Below are 16,545 nucleotides of genomic sequence, written 5' to 3'. Positions count from 1 at the left end.
GCCAGATCGGTCGCCTTAGCGTGGGCCTGTTCAGGAATATGGACGCTGCTCAAGAATATGGACCGGGAGAGCCCGTGACGCCAGCCCCCCTCGCCGCCCGCCTCCGCGTCCCCAGCGGACCGCTGTTCTTCCCCGTCACGGCCTACGGCCCCGACGGCTCCCTCGATCTCGACGCCTACCGCGCGCACGTCCGCCGCGGGGTCGAGGCCGGGGCGGCGGCCGTCTTCGCCTGCTGCGGCACCGGGGAGTTCCACGCACTCGACCCGGAGGAGTTCGAGCGCTGTGTGCGGGCGGCCGTGGCGGAGACCGACGGGCGGGTCCCGGTCGTCGCGGGCGTCGGCTACGGCACCGCGCTCGCCGTGCGGTACGCCCGGCTCGCGCAGGACGCCGGAGCGGACGGGCTGCTCGCCCTGCCGCCCTACCTCGTGCTCGCCGGGCAGGAGGGGCTGCTGCGCCACTACCGGGAGGTGGCGGCCGCGACCCCCCTCCCCGTCATCGTCTACCAGCGCGACAACGCCGTCTTCACCCCGGAGACGGTCGTGGAGCTCGCCCGCACCGAGGGCGTCATCGGCCTCAAGGACGGCCTCGGCGACCTCGACCTGATGCAGCGGATCGTCAGCGCCGTCCGGACCGAGGTCCCCGGCGACTTCCTCTACTTCAACGGACTGCCGACCGCCGAGCAGACCCAGCTCGCCTACCGCGCCCTCGGCGTCACCCTCTACTCCTCCGCCGTGTTCTGCTTCGCCCCCGAGATCGCCCTCGCCTTCCACCGGGCGCTCGCCACCGGCGACGACGCCACCGTCCACCGGCTGCTGGACGGCTTCTACGGCCCGTTCGTCGCCCTGCGCGCCCAGGGCCGCGGCTACGCCGTCGCCCTCGTCAAGGCGGGCGTCCGGCTGCGCGGCCTCGACGTGGGCGAAGTCCGCCCGCCGCTGCACGAACCGAGCGAGGATCACCTCAAGCAACTCGCTCAACTGATCGAACGCGGCTACGCGCTGCTGGAGGAGGAGACTCGGTGAAGGCGTCGACCTTCGTCTACCCCTGGGACGTCACCGGCGACCCCGAGGCCCCGGCCCGCATCGCCGCGCTCGGCGTGGAGCAGGTGACCCTCGCCGCCGCCTACCACTCCACCCGCGCCCTCACCCCCCGCCACCCGCGCCACCGCATCGTCACCGCCGAGCACGCGGCCGTGCTCTACCCCACGGACCCGAGGGACGCCCGCTGGAAGGGCCGCGCCCTGCGCCCCTACCCGGCCGGCGACTGGGCCCCCGGCGACGCCTACGGCGAGGCCGCCGCCGCGCTCGCGCAGGCCGGCCTGGAGGTGCACACCTGGGTGGTCCTCGCCCACAACTCCCGCCTGGGCGCCGAGCACCCGGACACCTCCGTCGTCAACGCCTACGGCGACCGCTACCCATGGGCCCCCTGCATCGCGCAGCCCGCCACACGCGCGTACCTCGTCGACCTCGCCGCCGAGGCCGCCGTACGCCCCGGTGCGAGCGGCACGGAACTCGAGTCCCTCGGCTGGTACGGCCTCCAGCACCTGCACGCCCACGACAAGACCGCCGGCGTCGGCCTCGGGGACGCCGGCCAGTACCTCATGGCGCTCTGCTTCTGCCCCGTCTGCCGGGCCGGCTACGGCGCACAGGGCCTGGACGCCGACGCGCTCGCCGCCGCCGTACGGGACGCGCTGGAGCCGTTGTGGCAGGGGGCGTCGGACGACGGAGGCTGGGCGGGGGTCGAGAAGCTGCTCGGGGCGGAGACGGCGGCGGGCACGCGCGCGTGGCGCGACGACAGGGCCCGCACCCTTCAGGAGACCGCCGTCGCCGCCGTCCGGGCCGCCGCACCCCAGGGCTTCCAGGTCCTGCTGCACGCCGACCCCGTGACCCACCACGTCGGCGCCAACCCGGGCGTCGACCCCGCGCACATCCTGTCCGTCGCGGACGGCGTCGTCGTGCCCTGCGCGGGTGGGCCCGGTCTGCTGACCCCGTTCGCCGAGCAGCGCCGCGAGGGCGCGGTCGTCGCCGCCAACTTCGGCGTCGTCTCCGGCATGGGCGGCAGCCCGGCGACCCTCGCGGCCGACACGGCACGCGCGCGTGAGCTCGGCGCGACGGAGATCCGGCTGTATCACGCGGGGCTGGCGTCGGACGCGGACCTGGCGGCCGTACGGGAGGCGCTGGCGGCACGCTGACCGGGTGGTGGTCCGTCCGTGCTTCGGGGGCGTCCGGCCCGGCCTTGTCGTCGGGGCCAGGCGTTCCGCCCTCCCTGTCCTTCCCGTCCTTCCCTGCGGATTCGGCCGGATTTCGGCGGGTGACGGTCGACCGGCGATGAGTTTCGGGGGCCCGGGCAGTCCACCCTGCATGACCGACACGACGACCACCACTCTCGACCTCGGCCCCCAGACCCGGATCGTGGCGCGCCTCGCGGCGGGCGTCCGGGACGAGCAGCTCGCGCACGGCACGCCCTGCCCGGGCTGCGCCGTGCGCAACATGCTCGGCCACCTCGCCGGCCTCGCCGTCGCCTTCCGTGACGCGGCCCGCAAGGACCTGGGGCTCACGACCGACACCCCGCCCGACGCCGCCGCGCCGGACATCGGGCCCGGCTGGCGCGAGGAGCTGCCCGAGGTCCTCGACGCACTCGCCGAGGCCTGGCGCGACCCGGCCGCCTGGACCGGCCTGACCCGGGCGGGCGGCCTCGACCTGCCCGGCGCGGTCGCGGGCGCCGTCGCCGTGGACGAACTGGTGATCCACGGCTGGGACCTCGCCCGGGCCACCGGCCAGGAGTACACGCCCGACCCGGCCGCGCTGCAGGCGTCGTACGGCTTCCTGCGGGCGGCCGCCGACGACCCGGACGGCGGGGGCGGCATCTTCGGCCCCGTCGTGCCGGTCCCGGACGACGCCCCGCTGCTGGACCGGGCGGTCGGCCTGAGCGGGCGCGATCCGGGCTGACGTCTGGGCGGGAGTGATCCGGGCTGGACGCTCGGACGGACGTGATCGGGCTCGGGCGCGTGGCCGAGCGGACGCGTGGCCGAGCCTGATCCGGCTCGGGCGTGCCGGCTGTTCCGGGCGTGCCGGACGTGCCGGATGTTCTGGACGGTCCAACGAGCCGGGCGTAGACGGGCCCATGACGTTGCCGTAGACGGACGTAAACACGGCGCGCCCGGCGGAGGCGAAACGTACGCTCGCCACCATGCCCCTCAGTCTCACCGTCCTCGGCACCGCCTCCCCGCACCCGGGGCCGGGCCGCCCCTGCTCCGGCTATCTGCTGCGCGGGGCGGGTGCCGAGGTGTGGATGGACGCGGGGCCCGGTACGTTCGCCGAGTTGCAGCGGCACACGGATCCCGACCGGCTCACGGCGATCTGGATCTCGCATCTGCACGCCGACCACAGCGCCGATCTCCTCGCCGCCGCCTATGCGTTCGCCTACGGCGGGATGACCCCGCCGGCCCCGATCCCGGTGTACGCGCCGCTCGACTGCGCCCGCCGCGTCGCGGGCTTCCTCGGGCGGTCGGACATACGCTTTCTGAGCAGCTTCCTCGACTTCAGGCCCCTGTACGACGGGCACACCGTACGGCACTGGAACCTGCGCCTCACCTCGCGCGCGGTGGCGCACGACACCGAGGCGTACGGACTGCGCGTGGAGTGCCAGGGGAGCGTGCTCGCGTACTCCGGGGACAGCGGGCCGTGCGACGCGCTCACCGAACTCGCCTCCGGGGCCGACCTGTTCCTGTGCGAGGCGGACCTCGACGAGCATCGCGAAGGCGAACGGGAACAGCGGGTCCATCTCACGCCGGAGGACGCCGGCGACGCGGCCCGCAAGGCGGGGGTGCGCGAGCTGTACGTCACCCATGTCGGGCCCACGCTGACCCGGAAGGCGGCGACCGCCCGCGCCGAGAGCGCGTTCGGCGGCCCGACCCGCACCGCACGCGAGGGCGAGACCATCCCCCTCTGACGCAACCTTCACTTCCTTTGTCAGAAGCATTGACGAAACACAGAGGCGCTCCTACCTTCAACCCGTCGCACTTCGTACGTCATATATGAGACGCGATATGTGAGACGCGATATGTGAGATCCGATCCGAGATCCGTGATCCGTGAGATCCGAGAGGCGCGCATGACCTCTGTGCCCACGCCGATCCCGTCCCGCACGCAGTACGTGCTGGAGGAGATCAAACGCCGCATCCTCACCGGGCAGTTGACGCCGGGTCAGGCCCTGGTCGAGACCGAGGTCGCCGCGCAGTTCGGGGTGTCCAAGACCCCGGTGCGCGAGGCGCTCAAGACCCTGGCCGGCACCGGACTGGTCGTCATGAGCCAGTACAAGGGCGTCACGGTGCGCATGGTGGACGCGGACATGGCGCGCGAGGTCTATGACGTCCGGCTGCTCCTCGAACCCGAGGCGCTCAAGCGGGCCGTGCGGCGCGGGGCTTCCCTGGACGCCGCCCGGGATGCGCTGACCAGGGCCGACGACGCCGCCGACACGGCCGAACGGTCGCTGGCGAACCGGGAGTTCCACCGCGCCCTGTATCTGCCGTGCGGCAACCCGCTGCTCGGCCGGATGCTCGACGAGGTCCGCGACCAGGCCGCTCTCGTGTCCGCCGTCGCCTGGGCCGCCTCGCCCTCCTGGGAGCGGGAGGCCGGCGAGCACCGGGAGATCCTGCGGCTCGCGCTGGCGGGCGACGCGGACGGCGCGGCCGGTGCACTGCACGCCCACATCGCGTCGTTCGTGCAACGAGCCTTCCCCGACGCGCAGTCCGACGCGCAGTCAGACACACAGCCCGGCGCACAGCCCGACGCGCGGTCCGAGGTCCAGGGAGAGGACGGTCAGGAATGAGCGGCGTGGCGTTCGAGACCCAGCGTACGGCCCTGGCCGACGTGGTGGCCATCCCGGTGACCCCGTTCGCCGAGGACGGCGCCGTCGACCAGCAGGCCCACCGGGCTCTGCTGCGCCGGCTGCTCGACGGCGGGATCACCACCCTCACCCCCAACGGCAACACCGGCGAGTTCTACGCCCTCACCCCCGAAGAGCGCCGCCTGGTCACGGAGTCGACCCTGGACGAGGCCGGCGGGCGGGCCGTGATCCTGGTCGGCGTCGGACACGACGTGCCGACCGCCGTGGCCTCCGCCCGGCACGCGGCCGAACGGGGCGCCCAGATGGTGATGGTCCACCAGCCCGTGCACCCGTACGTCTCGCAGAGCGGCTGGGTCGACTACCACCGCGCCATCGCCGAGGCCGTGCCCGAGCTGGGCGTCGTCCCGTACATCCGCAACGCCCAGCTGCACGGCGAGCGCCTCGCCGAACTCGCCGACGACTGCCCGAACGTCATCGGCGTCAAGTACGCCGTCCCGGACGCCTCCCGCTTCGCCGCCTTCGCACGCGACGCGGGGCTGGAACGGTTCGTCTGGGTCGCCGGCCTCGCCGAGCCCTACGCCCCCTCCTACTTCTCCGCGGGCGCCACCGGCTTCACCTCCGGGCTGGTGAACGTCGCGCCGTCCGTTTCGCTGAACATGATCGAAGCGCTTCGATCAGGGGACTATCCCGCCGCGATGAAAGTGTGGGAACAGATCAGGCGGTTCGAGGAGCTGCGCGCCGCCAACGGCTCCGCCAACAACGTCACCGTCGTCAAGGAGGCCCTTGCCTCCCTCGGCCTGTGCCGCCGCGAAGTCCGCCCGCCGAGCCGGCACTTGCCCGAGAGCGAACGTGCCGAGGTCGCCGCCATAGCCGCCGGATGGTCCATATGAAGCGCTTCGACGAGCGGCCTGTGAAGCGCCCGGAAGAGCTGAGAAGCCACCAGTGGTACGGCACCGACGGTCTGCGCTCCTTCAGTCACCGCGCCCGCACCCGCCAGCTCGGCTACCTCCCCGAGGAGCACCTCGGCAAGCCGGTCATCGCGATCCTCAACACCTGGTCCGACATCAACCCCTGTCACGTCCACCTGCGCGACCGCGCCCAGGCCGTGAAGCGGGGCGTGTGGCAGGCGGGCGGCTTCCCGCTGGAGTTTCCGGTCTCCACGCTCAGCGAGACCTTCCAGAAGCCGACCCCGATGCTCTACCGCAACCTGCTCGCGATGGAGACCGAGGAGCTGCTGCGCTCCTACCCGGTCGACGGGGCCGTACTGATGGGCGGCTGCGACAAGACGACGCCCGCGCTGCTCATGGGGGCGGCGACCGCGGACCTGCCGACGGTCTTCGTGCCGGCCGGGCCGATGCTGCCGGGGCACTGGCGCAACGAGGTCCTCGGCTCCGGCACCGACATGTGGAAGTACTGGGACGACAAGCGCGCCGGCCTCATCGGCGACTGCGAGCTGACCGAGCTGGAGAACGGCCTCGCCCGCTCGCCCGGCCACTGCATGACGATGGGCACGGCGTCCACGCTGACGGCCGCGGCCGAGGCGCTGGGCGTGACGGTGCCGGGGGCGTCGAGCATCCCGGCCGTGGACTCCGGGCACGACCGGATGGCCGCGGCGGCCGGCCTGCGTATCGTCGAACTGGTCCACAAGGACCGGAAGCTGAGCGACATCCTCACCGCCGACGCCTTCACTGACGCGGTGACGACCGTCCTCGGCCTCGGCGGTTCGACGAACGCCGTCATCCATCTGATCGCCATGGCCGGCCGGGCCGGCGTCAAGCTCACCCTCGACGACTTCGACCGCATCGCCCGCACGGTCCCCGTCCTCGCCAACGTCCGTCCCGGCGGCCAGAAGTACCTCATGGAGGACTTCCACTTCGCCGGCGGCCTCCCCGGTTTCCTCTCCCGGATCCCGGACCTGCTCCATCTGGACCGGCCCACGGTCTCCCACGACAGCATGCGCGAGCAGCTCGCGACCGCTCAGGTGCACAACGACGACGTCATCCGGCCGCGCGACAACCCCGTCGCGTCCGAGGGCGGGGTCGCCGTGCTGCGCGGCAACCTCTGCCCGGACGGCGCGGTCATCAAGCACATCTCCGCCGAGCAGCACCTGCTGAAGCACACCGGTCCCGCCGTCGTCTTCGACGACTACCAGACCATGCAACGCACCATCAACGAACCCGAGTTGGGCATCACAGCCGACAGTGTGCTGGTGCTGCGCAACGCCGGGCCCAAGGGCGGACCGGGCATGCCCGAGTACGGCATGCTGCCCATCCCCGACCACCTGCTCAAGCAGGGCGTACGGGACATGGTGCGGATCTCCGACGCCCGCATGAGCGGGACGAGTTACGGCGCGTGCGTGCTGCACGTGGCCCCCGAGTCGTACGTCGGCGGACCCCTCGCCCTGGTGCGCACGGGCGACTCGATCACCCTCGACGTCGAGGCCCGCTCCCTCCGACTCAACGTGGACGACGAGGAGTTGGAGCGGCGTCGGGCGCAGTGGACACCGCCGCCCACCCGTTACGAACGCGGTTACGGCGCGCTCTACAACGAGCAGATCACCCAGGCCGACACCGGCTGCGACTTCGAGTTCCTGGCCCGCCCGGGCAAGGTGCAGGACCCGTACGCGGGCTGAACCACCGCACCACGGCACCGCGGCACCACCGCACCGCCGCCGGCCACCCCGGCACACCCCTGTACAGGAAGAAAGCGCTTCACCTGCACACCCGCTTCACCCGCACCTCCGCATCACCGCACGAAGAAAGCCCGCCGTACGAGAACGGAGAACAGTCATGGCCCAAGCCGCAGCCGTGGCGAAACCGCCCGCGCCACCCCGGCGGCGCCGTGCCTCCGCCACGCCGCGCAGGCTGCCGTACCTGCTGATCGCACCGGCGGCCCTGCTGATGGTGGGCTTCATCGCCTACCCGGTCGTCAGCGTCTTCTACTACAGCCTGCAGAACTACAACCCCACCAAACCGTGGCGCAACGGCTTCGCGGGCTTCGACAACTTCGTCCACGCCTTCACCGACGACCCCCAGTTCTGGGACACGCTGACCTTCAGCGCCAAGTGGGTGTTCGTCGAGGTCGGGCTGCAGCTGCTGTTCGGTCTGGCGCTGGCGCTGATCGTCAACCAGACCTTCGTCGGCCGCTCCCTCGGCCGCGCGCTGGTGTTCTCCCCGTGGGCCGTCTCCGGCGTGCTGACCTCCGCGATCTGGGTCCTGCTCTACAACTCCCAGACGGGCATCACCCGTTACCTCGCGGACATGGGCATCGGGGAGTACGGCACCAGCTGGCTGTCGGACACCTCCACCGTCTTCTCGGCGGCGATCGTCGCCGATCTGTGGCGCGGAGTGCCCTTCTTCGCGATCCTCATCCTCGCCGACCTCCAGTCCGTCTCGAAGGACCTGTACGAGGCCGCCGAGGTCGACGGGGCCAGCCGCCTCAAGCAGTTCTGGCACATCACCCTGCCCCACCTCAAGGACGCCATCGTCCTGTCCACGCTGCTGCGCGCGGTGTGGGAGTTCAACAACGTCGACCTGCTCTACACGCTCACCGGCGGCGGCCCGGCGGGGGAGACCACCACCCTCCCGCTCTACATCGCCAACACCAGCGTCGACGCCCACAACTTCGGCTACGCGTCCGCCCTCACCACGGTCGCGTTCGTGATCCTGCTCTTCTGCTCGATGGTCTATCTGCGGCTGAGCAAGTTCGGAGGAGGCGACAAGTGATCACCGAGGAGGCCACCGAGGTCACGCCCGTCCCCGTGCGCGTGCCCGCCGCAGCCGACCAGCGGCCGTCGAGGAGGAGCCGCGCCTGGGACGAGGCCCCGCGCTGGCAGATCTACCTGCCCCTGTCGATCTACCTGGTCTTCACCCTCATCCCCTTCTACTGGATCCTGCTCTTCGCGCTCCGCCCGGCCGGCTCGACCTCGCTCGTGCCCTGGCCGATGACCTTCGACCACTTCGAGAAGGTCTGGAACGAGCGGGACTTCGCGGTCTACTTCCAGAACAGCGTGCTCACCGGCGTCGCGACCCTGCTGCTCACGACCGTCGTCGCCCTCGCCGGCGGATACGCCCTCGCCCGCTTCGACTTCAAGATCAAGCGCGGCTTCATGCTCGCCCTGCTGTGCACCCAGTTCGTGCCGGGCGCACTGCTGCTGGTCCCCCTCTTCCAGATCTTCGCCGAGCTCAAGATGATCAACTCGCTCGGCAGCGTCATCATCGCCGAGACCGTCTTCCAGCTGCCCCTGTCGATCATCCTGATCAGCGGCTTCATCCGGAACGTGCCGTACTCCCTGGAGGAGGCCGCCTGGGTCGACGGCTGCAACCGGCTCACCGCCTTCCGGATCGTCGTCCTGCCGCTGCTGCGGCCCGGACTGATCGCCGTCGGCTCCTTCGCTTTCGTGCACGCCTGGAACCACTTCCTGTTCGCCCTGATGTTCCTCTCCGACCAGAGCAAGCAGACGATTCCCGTCGGCCTCAACACCCTGATGAGCTCGGACAGCGTCGACCTCGGCGCGCTGGCAGCGGGCGGCATCATCGCCGCCGTCCCCGTCGTGCTCGTCTTCGCCTTCATCCAGAAGTGGCTGATCACCGGCTTCAGCGCGGGGGCGGTGAAGGGATGAGGCTCCGCCGGACAGGACACGGCCGGACAGGACACGGCCGGACAGGACACCGTCGGACAAGACGCCGTCAGGCAGGGTCCGGCCAGGTGAAGATCCGTCAGATCGCGGTGGCGGCAGCCGCGTTGGGGCTGCTCTGCGTCCCCGCGCACGCCGAGGCCCGGGACATCGGCCGCGACACCCTCGCCGCCGACGACGGCTGGGCCGCGTACGGCGCCGGCACCACCGGCGGATCGGCCGCCGACGACGCGCACGTCTTCACGGTCACCGACCGCGCCGGACTCGTGCGCGCCCTCGACGGCGGCAGCGACACCCCGAAGATCATCAAGATCGCGGGGACGATCGACGCCAACACCGACGACGACGGCGACCACCTGGACTGCGCCGACTACGCCACCGACGGCTACGGGCTGAAAAAGTACCTGACCGCCTACGACCCCCGTACCTGGGGCTCCGCCAAGCCGAGCGGCGCGCAGGAGGAGGCTCGCCAGGCGTCGGCCGCGCGCCAGGCCGAGCGGATCGTCCTGCCCGTCGGCTCCCACACCACCATCGTCGGCCTCGGGAAAGCGGTGCTGAAAGGCGCGAGTCTCCAGGTCAGAAACGCGGACAACGTCATCCTCCGCAACCTCGACCTGCGCGACGCCTACGACTGCTTCCCCGTCTGGCAGCCCAACACCGGCGGCCTCGGCGACTGGAAGACGGCGTACGACAACATCTGGCTGACCGGCGCGACCCATGTCTGGGTGGACCACATCACGGCGAGCGACCAGGGCCACCCCGATGAGGCCGAGCCCGCCTACTTCGCCCGCAACTACCTCCGCCACGACGGCCTGCTGGACATCACCAACGCCTCCGACCTGGTCACCGTCTCCTGGAGCCGGTTCGCCGACCACGACAAGGCGATGCTGATCGGCAGCGGGGACACGGCGACGGGCGACCGGGGCAAGCTCCGGGTCACCCTGCACCACAACCAGTTCGAGTCCGTCGTACAGCGCGCGCCGCGCGTCCGCTTCGGGCAGGTGCACCTGTACGACAACCGGTACGTGGTCCCGGCCGGCGCCGACTACCGCTACTCGCTCGGCGTGTCGACCGAATCGGCGATCCACGCCGAGAACAACGCCTTCCACACTCCCGGGCACATCGAGGTCGCCGACCTGGTCAAGAGCTGGAACGGCACCGCCCTGCACCAGAGCGGAACCGTCTTCAACGGCTGGCCGGTCGATCTGCTGGCGATCCACAACGCCTACAACAGCGGCAGCGAGCGCGATCTCACGGCAGACGTCGGCTGGACGCCTACCCTGCACGGAAAGATCGACAGCGCCGCGGTGGCCGACCGCGAGGTGGCACGCGGCGCGGGCGCAGGGAGGCTTCCATGAACACCGTACGGACAAGCACGCCGGTTCCGATCGTTCTCGCGGGTGCACGCGGCCACGGACGCTGGCACCTGGACAACATCCGCCGGCTCCAGGACAAGGGCATCGTCCAGCTGGCGGGCCTGTGCGAGCTGACCCCGCTGACCCCGGACGAGATCCCCGAGGGGCTCGGCACGCCCGAGCAGTCCGCCGACTTCGGCGCGCTGCTGGACTCGACCGGCGCGCGCATCGCGGTGGTCTGCACCCCGATCCCCACCCACACCGACCTGGCGCTCGTCGCGGCCCGCAAGGGCGTGCACCTGCTCCTGGAGAAGCCGCCCGCGCCGTCGTACGCCGAGTTCCGCCGGATGGCCGACGGGGTCGCCGAGGCGGGCGTGGTCTGCCAGATCGGCTTCCAGTCGCTGGGCTCGCACGCGGTGCCCGCGATCCGCGAGCTGATCGCCGACGGTGTGATCGGCGAGGTCGTCGGAGTCGGCGGCGCCGGGGCCTGGGCGCGGGCCCAGGCGTACTTCCGGCGGGCGCCCTGGGCGGGCAAACGGCGGCTGAACGGCGTCGACGTCATCGACGGCGCGCTCACCAACCCGCTCGCGCACGCCGTCGCCACCGCCCTCGCGCTGGCCGGCGTCACCCGCGCCGAGGACGTCGCCGGCATCGAGACCGAGCTGGCGCACGCCAACGCCATCGAGTCCGACGACACCTCCTGCGTCCGCGTCACCACCGCCGACGGCCTCCCGATCGTCGTGGCCGCCACCCTGTGCGCCGAGGACCCCGACGATCCGTACGTCGTCGTCCACGGCAGCCGCGGCCGGATCACCCACTGGTACAAGCAGGACCGCGTCCTGCTCCAGCGCGCCGACCACGGCCCCGAGGAGTTCGAGTACGGCCGCACCGACCTGCTGGAGAACCTCGTCGAGCACCTCGCCGACGGCGTGAAGCTGCTGGTCCCGCCTGCCGCGACCGAGGCGTTCATGCAGGTCGTCGAGGCGATCAGGGTCGCCCCCGACCCGGCCGCGCTGCCCGACGACGCCTGGCGCCTGCTCCCCGACGAGGACCGCCGGGTCGTCCCCGGGATCGACGGTCTCGTCGCGGCCGCCGCCGACACCCTCGCCCTCTACTCCGAACTGGGCGCCTCCTGGGCGTTCACGACCGCGCACCCGAGAGATCCGAAAGAGGTGAGCACCTGATGACGGCTCCGGCACCCGACTCACCGGTCGTCCTGCGCGTCGCGGGCCGCCCGGTCGGCCGCTACGTCACCCGGCCCGAGCTGCCCGCCAGGCTCTCCCCGCGCCCCTACCTGCACCCCGTCACCACCCTGGCCGGCACGGCGGTCACCGAGCTCGCCCCCGCCGACCACATCCACCACCTCGGCGTCGGTGTAGCCGTACCCGACGTCGAGGGGCACAACTTCTGGGGCGGACGCACCTACGTCCGCGACCAGGGTCCGACCGAGCTCGACAACCACGGCGCCCAGCGCCACCACTCCTTCCAGCTCCGCGACCCGGACGGCTTCGTGGAGGAGCTGCGCTGGGTGGCCGCCGGAAGCGAGCTGCTGCGCGAGCGCCGTACCGTCTCGGCCACCGAACTCGCCGACTCCGCCTGGGCGTTGGACTTCACCTTCTCCCTCACCAACGTCACCCCTGACCCGCTGTCCATCGGCAGCCCCGCGACCAACGGCCGCCCGGGCGCGGCCTACGGCGGCTTCTTCTGGCGGGCCCGCAAGGAGGCCGAGGCCCCACAGGTCTTCACCGCCGAAGTCGAGGGCGAGGCGGCGGTCCACGGCGAGCGCGCCGACTGGCTCGCCCTGGCCGGCGCGGGCTGGACGCTCGTCTTCGCGGGCGCCACCGACACCACCCGCCGCGACCCCTGGTTCGTGCGCACCGCCGAGTACCCGGGCGTCGGCTCCTCGCTGGCCTCGGAGCGGCGGCTGCCGATCGCCCCCGGCGACACCGCCGTACGCCGGATCGTCACCGTCGTCGCCGACGGCCGCCTCGGCCGCGACGAGGCGGCGGCGCTCGTCCGGAAGGCGGTCAGCCAATGACACGGCAAACGGCACAGGAGACGGCACAGGAGACGGCACAGGAGACGGCACGGGAGACGGCGTACGAAACCGCGTACGAGACGTATACGAACCCCGTCCTGAACGCCGACTGGTCCGACCCGGACGTGGTGTGCGTCGGCGACGACTTCTACCTCACCGCCTCCAGCTTCGGCCGCGCCCCCGGCCTGCCGCTGCTGCACTCGCGGGACCTGGTGAACTGGACGCTGGTCGGACACGCCCTCCCCCTCCTGGAGCCCGCCTCCGAGTTCCGGACGCCCCGGCACGACTGCGGGGTCTGGGCCCCTTCGCTACGTCATCACGACGACCGTTTCTGGATCTTCTGGGGCGACCCCGACCAGGGCGTCTTCCAGGTCAACGCCCCGGAGATCAGGGGCCCTTGGACCCGCCCGCACCTCGTCAAGGCGGGCAAGGGGCTCATCGACCCGTGTCCCCTGTGGGACGAGGAGACCGGCGAGGCGTATCTCGTCCACGCCTGGGCGAAGTCCCGTGCGGGCGTCAAGAACCGGCTCACCGGCCACCGTATGCACCCTGACGGCACGTCGCTTCTCGACGAGGGCAAGGTGATCGTCGACGGGGACCGCATCCCCGGCTGGTTCACCCTCGAAGGCCCCAAGCTGTACCGGCACGACGGATGGTTCTGGATCTTCGCGCCCGCAGGGGGAGTGGAGACCGGCTGGCAGGGAGCCTTCCGCGCCCGGGACTTCTTCGGCCCGTACGAGGAGCGGATCGTCCTCGAGCAGCAGGACACCGACGTCAACGGCCCCCACCAGGGCGGCTGGGTGCGCACCCCGTCCGGCGAGGACTGGTTCCTGCACTTCCAGCAGCGCGGGGCGTACGGCAGGGTCGTGCACCTCCAGCCGATGCGCTGGGGCACGGACAACTGGCCGGTGCTCGGCGACGAGGGCGCGCCCGTCCGGGAGCACCGGCGGCCCGACCTGCCCGCGCAGCCGCCCGCCGCGCCCGCCACCGACGACGACTTCCCCGGCGGACGCTTCGGCCGCCAGTGGCAGTGGACGGCCAACCCGCAGGACGGCCTCGCCACCCAGCACTCCGGCGACGGCCTGCGCCTGACCTGTGTCCGCACGGTGCACGCGCACGACCTGCGCAGAGTGCCGAACGTGCTCACCCAGCGGCTGCCCGGAGTCCCGTCGGCCGTCGAGGTGGAACTGACCCTGCACGGCGAGGAGCCGGGCGCCCGGGCCGGACTCGCGGTCCTCGGGGACGCGTTCGGCTGGATCGGACTCCAGCGCGCCGACGACGGCACGGTCCACCTCGTCCACCGCTTCGCCGAACCGGTCGCGGAGAAGGAACGCGACGCCGCCCCTGCGCGTCTCGCCCCCGAGGGACGGGCGAGGCTGCGCATCGAGATCGGCGCCGGAGCCCGCTGCAGTTTCGCCTACGACGTCGGCGACGGCCTGCGCTCCTCGGGCCCCGTCTTCGCCGCCACCCCCTGGCGCTGGGTCGGCGCCCTGCTCGGCCTCTTCGCGCTCGCGCCGGTCGGGGCGGGGCACGCCGGGGCGGCCTCGTTCACGGAGTTCAGGATCAGCCCCCTGTAACGCACCGCATGCAACGCACCGCATGCAACGCACCACATTCTCACGTTCCGTTATGCCTTCTGGGAGCCGCAATGACGCACTTCCATAGCAAGCGCTTGCCGAGACCGGGCGTGGCCCTGGCCGCCGTCGCCGGCCTGCTGGCGGCCCTCGGCCTCGGCGCGGCCGGCGAGGCGAAGGCCGCCGCTCCGGCGCCGACCGCTGCTTCGGCCGTCGCTTCGGCGTCGGCCGCCGCCGACCGCTGGACCGACCGGGCCCATGGCTTCGCCTCGCTGACCGGCGGCACCACCGGCGGCGCCGGCGGCAAGGTCGTCACGGTCACCGACCAGGCCTCGCTGGCGCGCTACGCGGCGGCCGAGGAGCCGTACGTCATCCGGGTCAAGGGGTCGGTCGCCGTCGAGCCCTTCGGCTCGGACGTGACCGTGACCTCGAACAAGACGATCATCGGGGTCGGCGACACGGGCGAGATCGTGCACGGCGAACTGCATCTCGGCCCCGGCACCCACAACGTGATCATCCGCAATCTGACGATCCGGGACTCGTACGTCGAGGGCGACTGGGACGGCAAGACCACCGACTTCGACGCGATCCAGGCGGACACCGTCGACCACGTCTGGATCGACCACAACCGCTTCACGCACATGGGCGACGGACTGCTCGACATCCGCAAGGACAGCCAGTACCTCACCGTCTCCTATAACCAGTTCACGCACCACAACAAGGCGTTCGGCATCGGCTGGACGACGAACGTCCTGACCCAGATCACCGTCGACCACAACTGGTTCACGGGGACCAAGCAGCGCAACCCGTCGGCCGACAACTGCGCCTACGCCCACCTCTACAACAACTACCTCTCGGCCCAGGTCGCCGACGCCGACCCGGTGTGGACGTACGGGAACTGGTCGCGGGGCCGGACCAGGATGGTCATAGAGAACAGCTACTACGACGGGGTCCAGCACCCCTACCAGGCCGACGCCACGGCCGAGTTGGTCGAGCGCGGATCGATCCTGCGGAACACGAGCGGGCGGACCGACGAGTGGGGCGCGGCCTTCGAGCCGCGGGACTTCTACCCCTACCGGCTCGATCCGGCGGCCGCCGTCCCGGCGCTGGTGAAAGCGCTCTCCGGACCGCAGCGGCGGATCGGCGAGGCGGTGACCCTGCACGTCCCGGGCGACTACCCGACCGTCCAGGCGGCCGTGGACGCCGTGCCCGAGGGCAACGCCGAGGACGTCACCGTCGCGATCGCGCCGGGCACGTACCGGGAGAAGGTCTTCATCCCCGCGACCAAGCCGCACCTCCTGCTGCGCGGGACCGGACGCGACCGCTCCGACACCGTGATCGTCTTCGACACGCCCGCCGCGTACGGGGGCTCGACGGGGAGCGCGACCGTCCGGATCGCCGCGAACGACGTCACCGCCCGCCATCTCACCTTCAGCAACGACTTCGACGAGGCCGCCGTCGAGCTGAACGGCGAGCAGGCGCTGGCGATGAAGACGACCGGCGACCGGATCGTCTTCGACGACACCGCATTCCTCGGCAACCAGGACACCCTGATGACCGACAGCCCCAAGCTGACGACCGTCAGCCGGGTGTACGTCCACGACTCCTACATCGAGGGCGACGTCGACTTCGTCTACGGGCGGGCCACGACCGTGATCGAGCGGTCGGTGATCCGGCTGCTGAGCCGGGGGTCCGCCACCAACAACGGCTATCTGACGGCCGCCTCGACCTGGACGGGCAATCCGTACGGGTTCCTGATCACCCGCTCGAAGGTCGTGAGCGACGCGCCGGAGCAGTCCTTCCATCTGGGGCGGCCCTGGCATCCGGGCGGCGAGCCGGAGGCGGTCGCGCAGGTGCTGATCCGGCAGACCGAGCTGCCGGCCGCGGTCAAGTCCGCGCCCTGGACCGACATGAGCGGCTTCTCGTGGCGGGACGCGCGGTTCGCCGAGTACCGCAACCACGGTCCCGGCGCGGCGAGTTCGGCCGACCGGCCACAGCTGGGCGACGCCGACGCGACGTCGTACACCGTCGCGGACTACCTCACGGGCACGGACGGCTGGGCGCCGTACGCCCGTCACTGACCCCCCTACAACTTCAT

14 protein-coding genes are annotated in these 16,545 nt (G+C 71.7%); all 14 read left to right on the top strand.

Annotated features, from left to right (window positions below):
• Positions 1–74: 74 nt before the first annotated feature.
• The 14 genes from OG562_RS08950 to OG562_RS08885 all read left to right on the top strand — a co-directional run bounded on the left by OG562_RS08950 (position 75) and on the right by OG562_RS08885 (position 16,528).
• Positions 75–1,019, top strand: coding sequence for a 5-dehydro-4-deoxyglucarate dehydratase (locus tag OG562_RS08950; protein ID WP_266395698.1), 945 nt, complete (start codon positions 75–77; stop codon positions 1,017–1,019).
• A complete protein-coding gene (locus OG562_RS08945; RefSeq protein WP_266395697.1) occupies positions 1,016–2,188 on the top strand; it encodes a hypothetical protein in 1,173 nt (390 codons plus the stop codon). Before OG562_RS08950 ends, OG562_RS08945 begins: the two co-directional genes overlap by 4 nt.
• Positions 2,189–2,357: 169 nt before the next feature.
• Positions 2,358–2,945 carry a TIGR03086 family metal-binding protein gene (locus OG562_RS08940; protein WP_266395696.1) on the top strand — a complete coding sequence of 196 codons (588 nt, stop codon included), beginning with the start codon at positions 2,358–2,360 and terminating at the stop codon, positions 2,943–2,945.
• Between the two features lie 241 nt (positions 2,946–3,186).
• Positions 3,187–3,948: an MBL fold metallo-hydrolase gene (locus OG562_RS08935; protein ID WP_266395695.1), complete on the top strand. Its 762-nt coding sequence runs from the start codon at positions 3,187–3,189 to the stop codon at positions 3,946–3,948.
• Positions 3,949–4,109: 161 nt separating this feature from the next.
• Complete coding sequence (locus OG562_RS08930) at positions 4,110–4,826, top strand: GntR family transcriptional regulator (protein WP_266395693.1); 717 nt, start codon at positions 4,110–4,112, stop codon at positions 4,824–4,826.
• A complete protein-coding gene (locus OG562_RS08925; protein WP_266395692.1) occupies positions 4,823–5,734 on the top strand; it encodes a dihydrodipicolinate synthase family protein in 912 nt (303 codons plus the stop codon). The genes OG562_RS08930 and OG562_RS08925 overlap by 4 nt, the downstream gene beginning before the upstream one ends.
• On the top strand, positions 5,731–7,476 hold the full coding sequence (araD, locus tag OG562_RS08920; protein WP_266409112.1) for an L-arabinonate dehydratase: 1,746 nt from the start codon (positions 5,731–5,733) through the stop codon (positions 7,474–7,476). Before OG562_RS08925 ends, araD begins: the two co-directional genes overlap by 4 nt.
• A 157-nt stretch (positions 7,477–7,633) precedes the next feature.
• Positions 7,634–8,569: a carbohydrate ABC transporter permease gene (locus tag OG562_RS08915; protein WP_266395691.1), complete on the top strand. Its 936-nt coding sequence runs from the start codon at positions 7,634–7,636 to the stop codon at positions 8,567–8,569.
• On the top strand, positions 8,566–9,465 hold the full coding sequence (locus OG562_RS08910; protein WP_266395690.1) for a carbohydrate ABC transporter permease: 900 nt from the start codon (positions 8,566–8,568) through the stop codon (positions 9,463–9,465). The genes OG562_RS08915 and OG562_RS08910 overlap by 4 nt, the downstream gene beginning before the upstream one ends.
• 86 nt (positions 9,466–9,551) lie before the next feature.
• A complete protein-coding gene (locus OG562_RS08905; protein ID WP_266395688.1) occupies positions 9,552–10,838 on the top strand; it encodes a polysaccharide lyase family 1 protein in 1,287 nt (428 codons plus the stop codon).
• Complete coding sequence (locus OG562_RS08900; RefSeq protein ID WP_266395687.1) at positions 10,835–12,019, top strand: Gfo/Idh/MocA family protein; 1,185 nt, start codon at positions 10,835–10,837, stop codon at positions 12,017–12,019. The genes OG562_RS08905 and OG562_RS08900 overlap by 4 nt, the downstream gene beginning before the upstream one ends.
• Positions 12,019–12,873, top strand: a complete 855-nt coding sequence (locus tag OG562_RS08895; protein WP_266395686.1) for a PmoA family protein — start codon at positions 12,019–12,021, stop codon at positions 12,871–12,873. Before OG562_RS08900 ends, OG562_RS08895 begins: the two co-directional genes overlap by 1 nt.
• Positions 12,870–14,450: a glycoside hydrolase 43 family protein gene (locus OG562_RS08890; protein ID WP_266395685.1), complete on the top strand. Its 1,581-nt coding sequence runs from the start codon at positions 12,870–12,872 to the stop codon at positions 14,448–14,450. The genes OG562_RS08895 and OG562_RS08890 overlap by 4 nt, the downstream gene beginning before the upstream one ends.
• Before the next feature lie 71 nt (positions 14,451–14,521).
• On the top strand, positions 14,522–16,528 hold the full coding sequence (locus OG562_RS08885) for a pectinesterase family protein (RefSeq protein ID WP_266395683.1): 2,007 nt from the start codon (positions 14,522–14,524) through the stop codon (positions 16,526–16,528).
• The last annotated feature ends 17 nt before the right edge of the window (positions 16,529–16,545 follow it).

Source organism: Streptomyces sp. NBC_01275 (genome assembly GCF_026340655.1).
Lineage (GTDB): Bacteria > Actinomycetota > Actinomycetes > Streptomycetales > Streptomycetaceae > Streptomyces.
Note: the sequence above shows the minus strand (reverse complement) of the source record. Positions and strands in the feature narration are given on the sequence as shown.

What these genes read in the sequence shown, in the direction of transcription:
- OG562_RS08940 (WP_266395696.1), top strand. Translation starts at nt 2,358, where the DNA reads ATGACCGACACGACGACCACCACTCTCGACCTCGGCCCCCAGACCCGG.
- OG562_RS08935 (WP_266395695.1), top strand. Translation starts at nt 3,187, where the DNA reads ATGCCCCTCAGTCTCACCGTCCTCGGCACCGCCTCCCCGCACCCGGGG.
- OG562_RS08930 (WP_266395693.1), top strand. Translation starts at nt 4,110, where the DNA reads ATGACCTCTGTGCCCACGCCGATCCCGTCCCGCACGCAGTACGTGCTG.
- OG562_RS08925 (WP_266395692.1), top strand. Translation starts at nt 4,823, where the DNA reads ATGAGCGGCGTGGCGTTCGAGACCCAGCGTACGGCCCTGGCCGACGTG.
- araD (WP_266409112.1), top strand. Translation starts at nt 5,731, where the DNA reads ATGAAGCGCTTCGACGAGCGGCCTGTGAAGCGCCCGGAAGAGCTGAGA.
- OG562_RS08915 (WP_266395691.1), top strand. Translation starts at nt 7,634, where the DNA reads ATGGCCCAAGCCGCAGCCGTGGCGAAACCGCCCGCGCCACCCCGGCGG.
- OG562_RS08900 (WP_266395687.1), top strand. Translation starts at nt 10,835, where the DNA reads ATGAACACCGTACGGACAAGCACGCCGGTTCCGATCGTTCTCGCGGGT.
- OG562_RS08895 (WP_266395686.1), top strand. Translation starts at nt 12,019, where the DNA reads ATGACGGCTCCGGCACCCGACTCACCGGTCGTCCTGCGCGTCGCGGGC.
- OG562_RS08890 (WP_266395685.1), top strand. Translation starts at nt 12,870, where the DNA reads ATGACACGGCAAACGGCACAGGAGACGGCACAGGAGACGGCACAGGAG.
- OG562_RS08885 (WP_266395683.1), top strand. Translation starts at nt 14,522, where the DNA reads ATGACGCACTTCCATAGCAAGCGCTTGCCGAGACCGGGCGTGGCCCTG.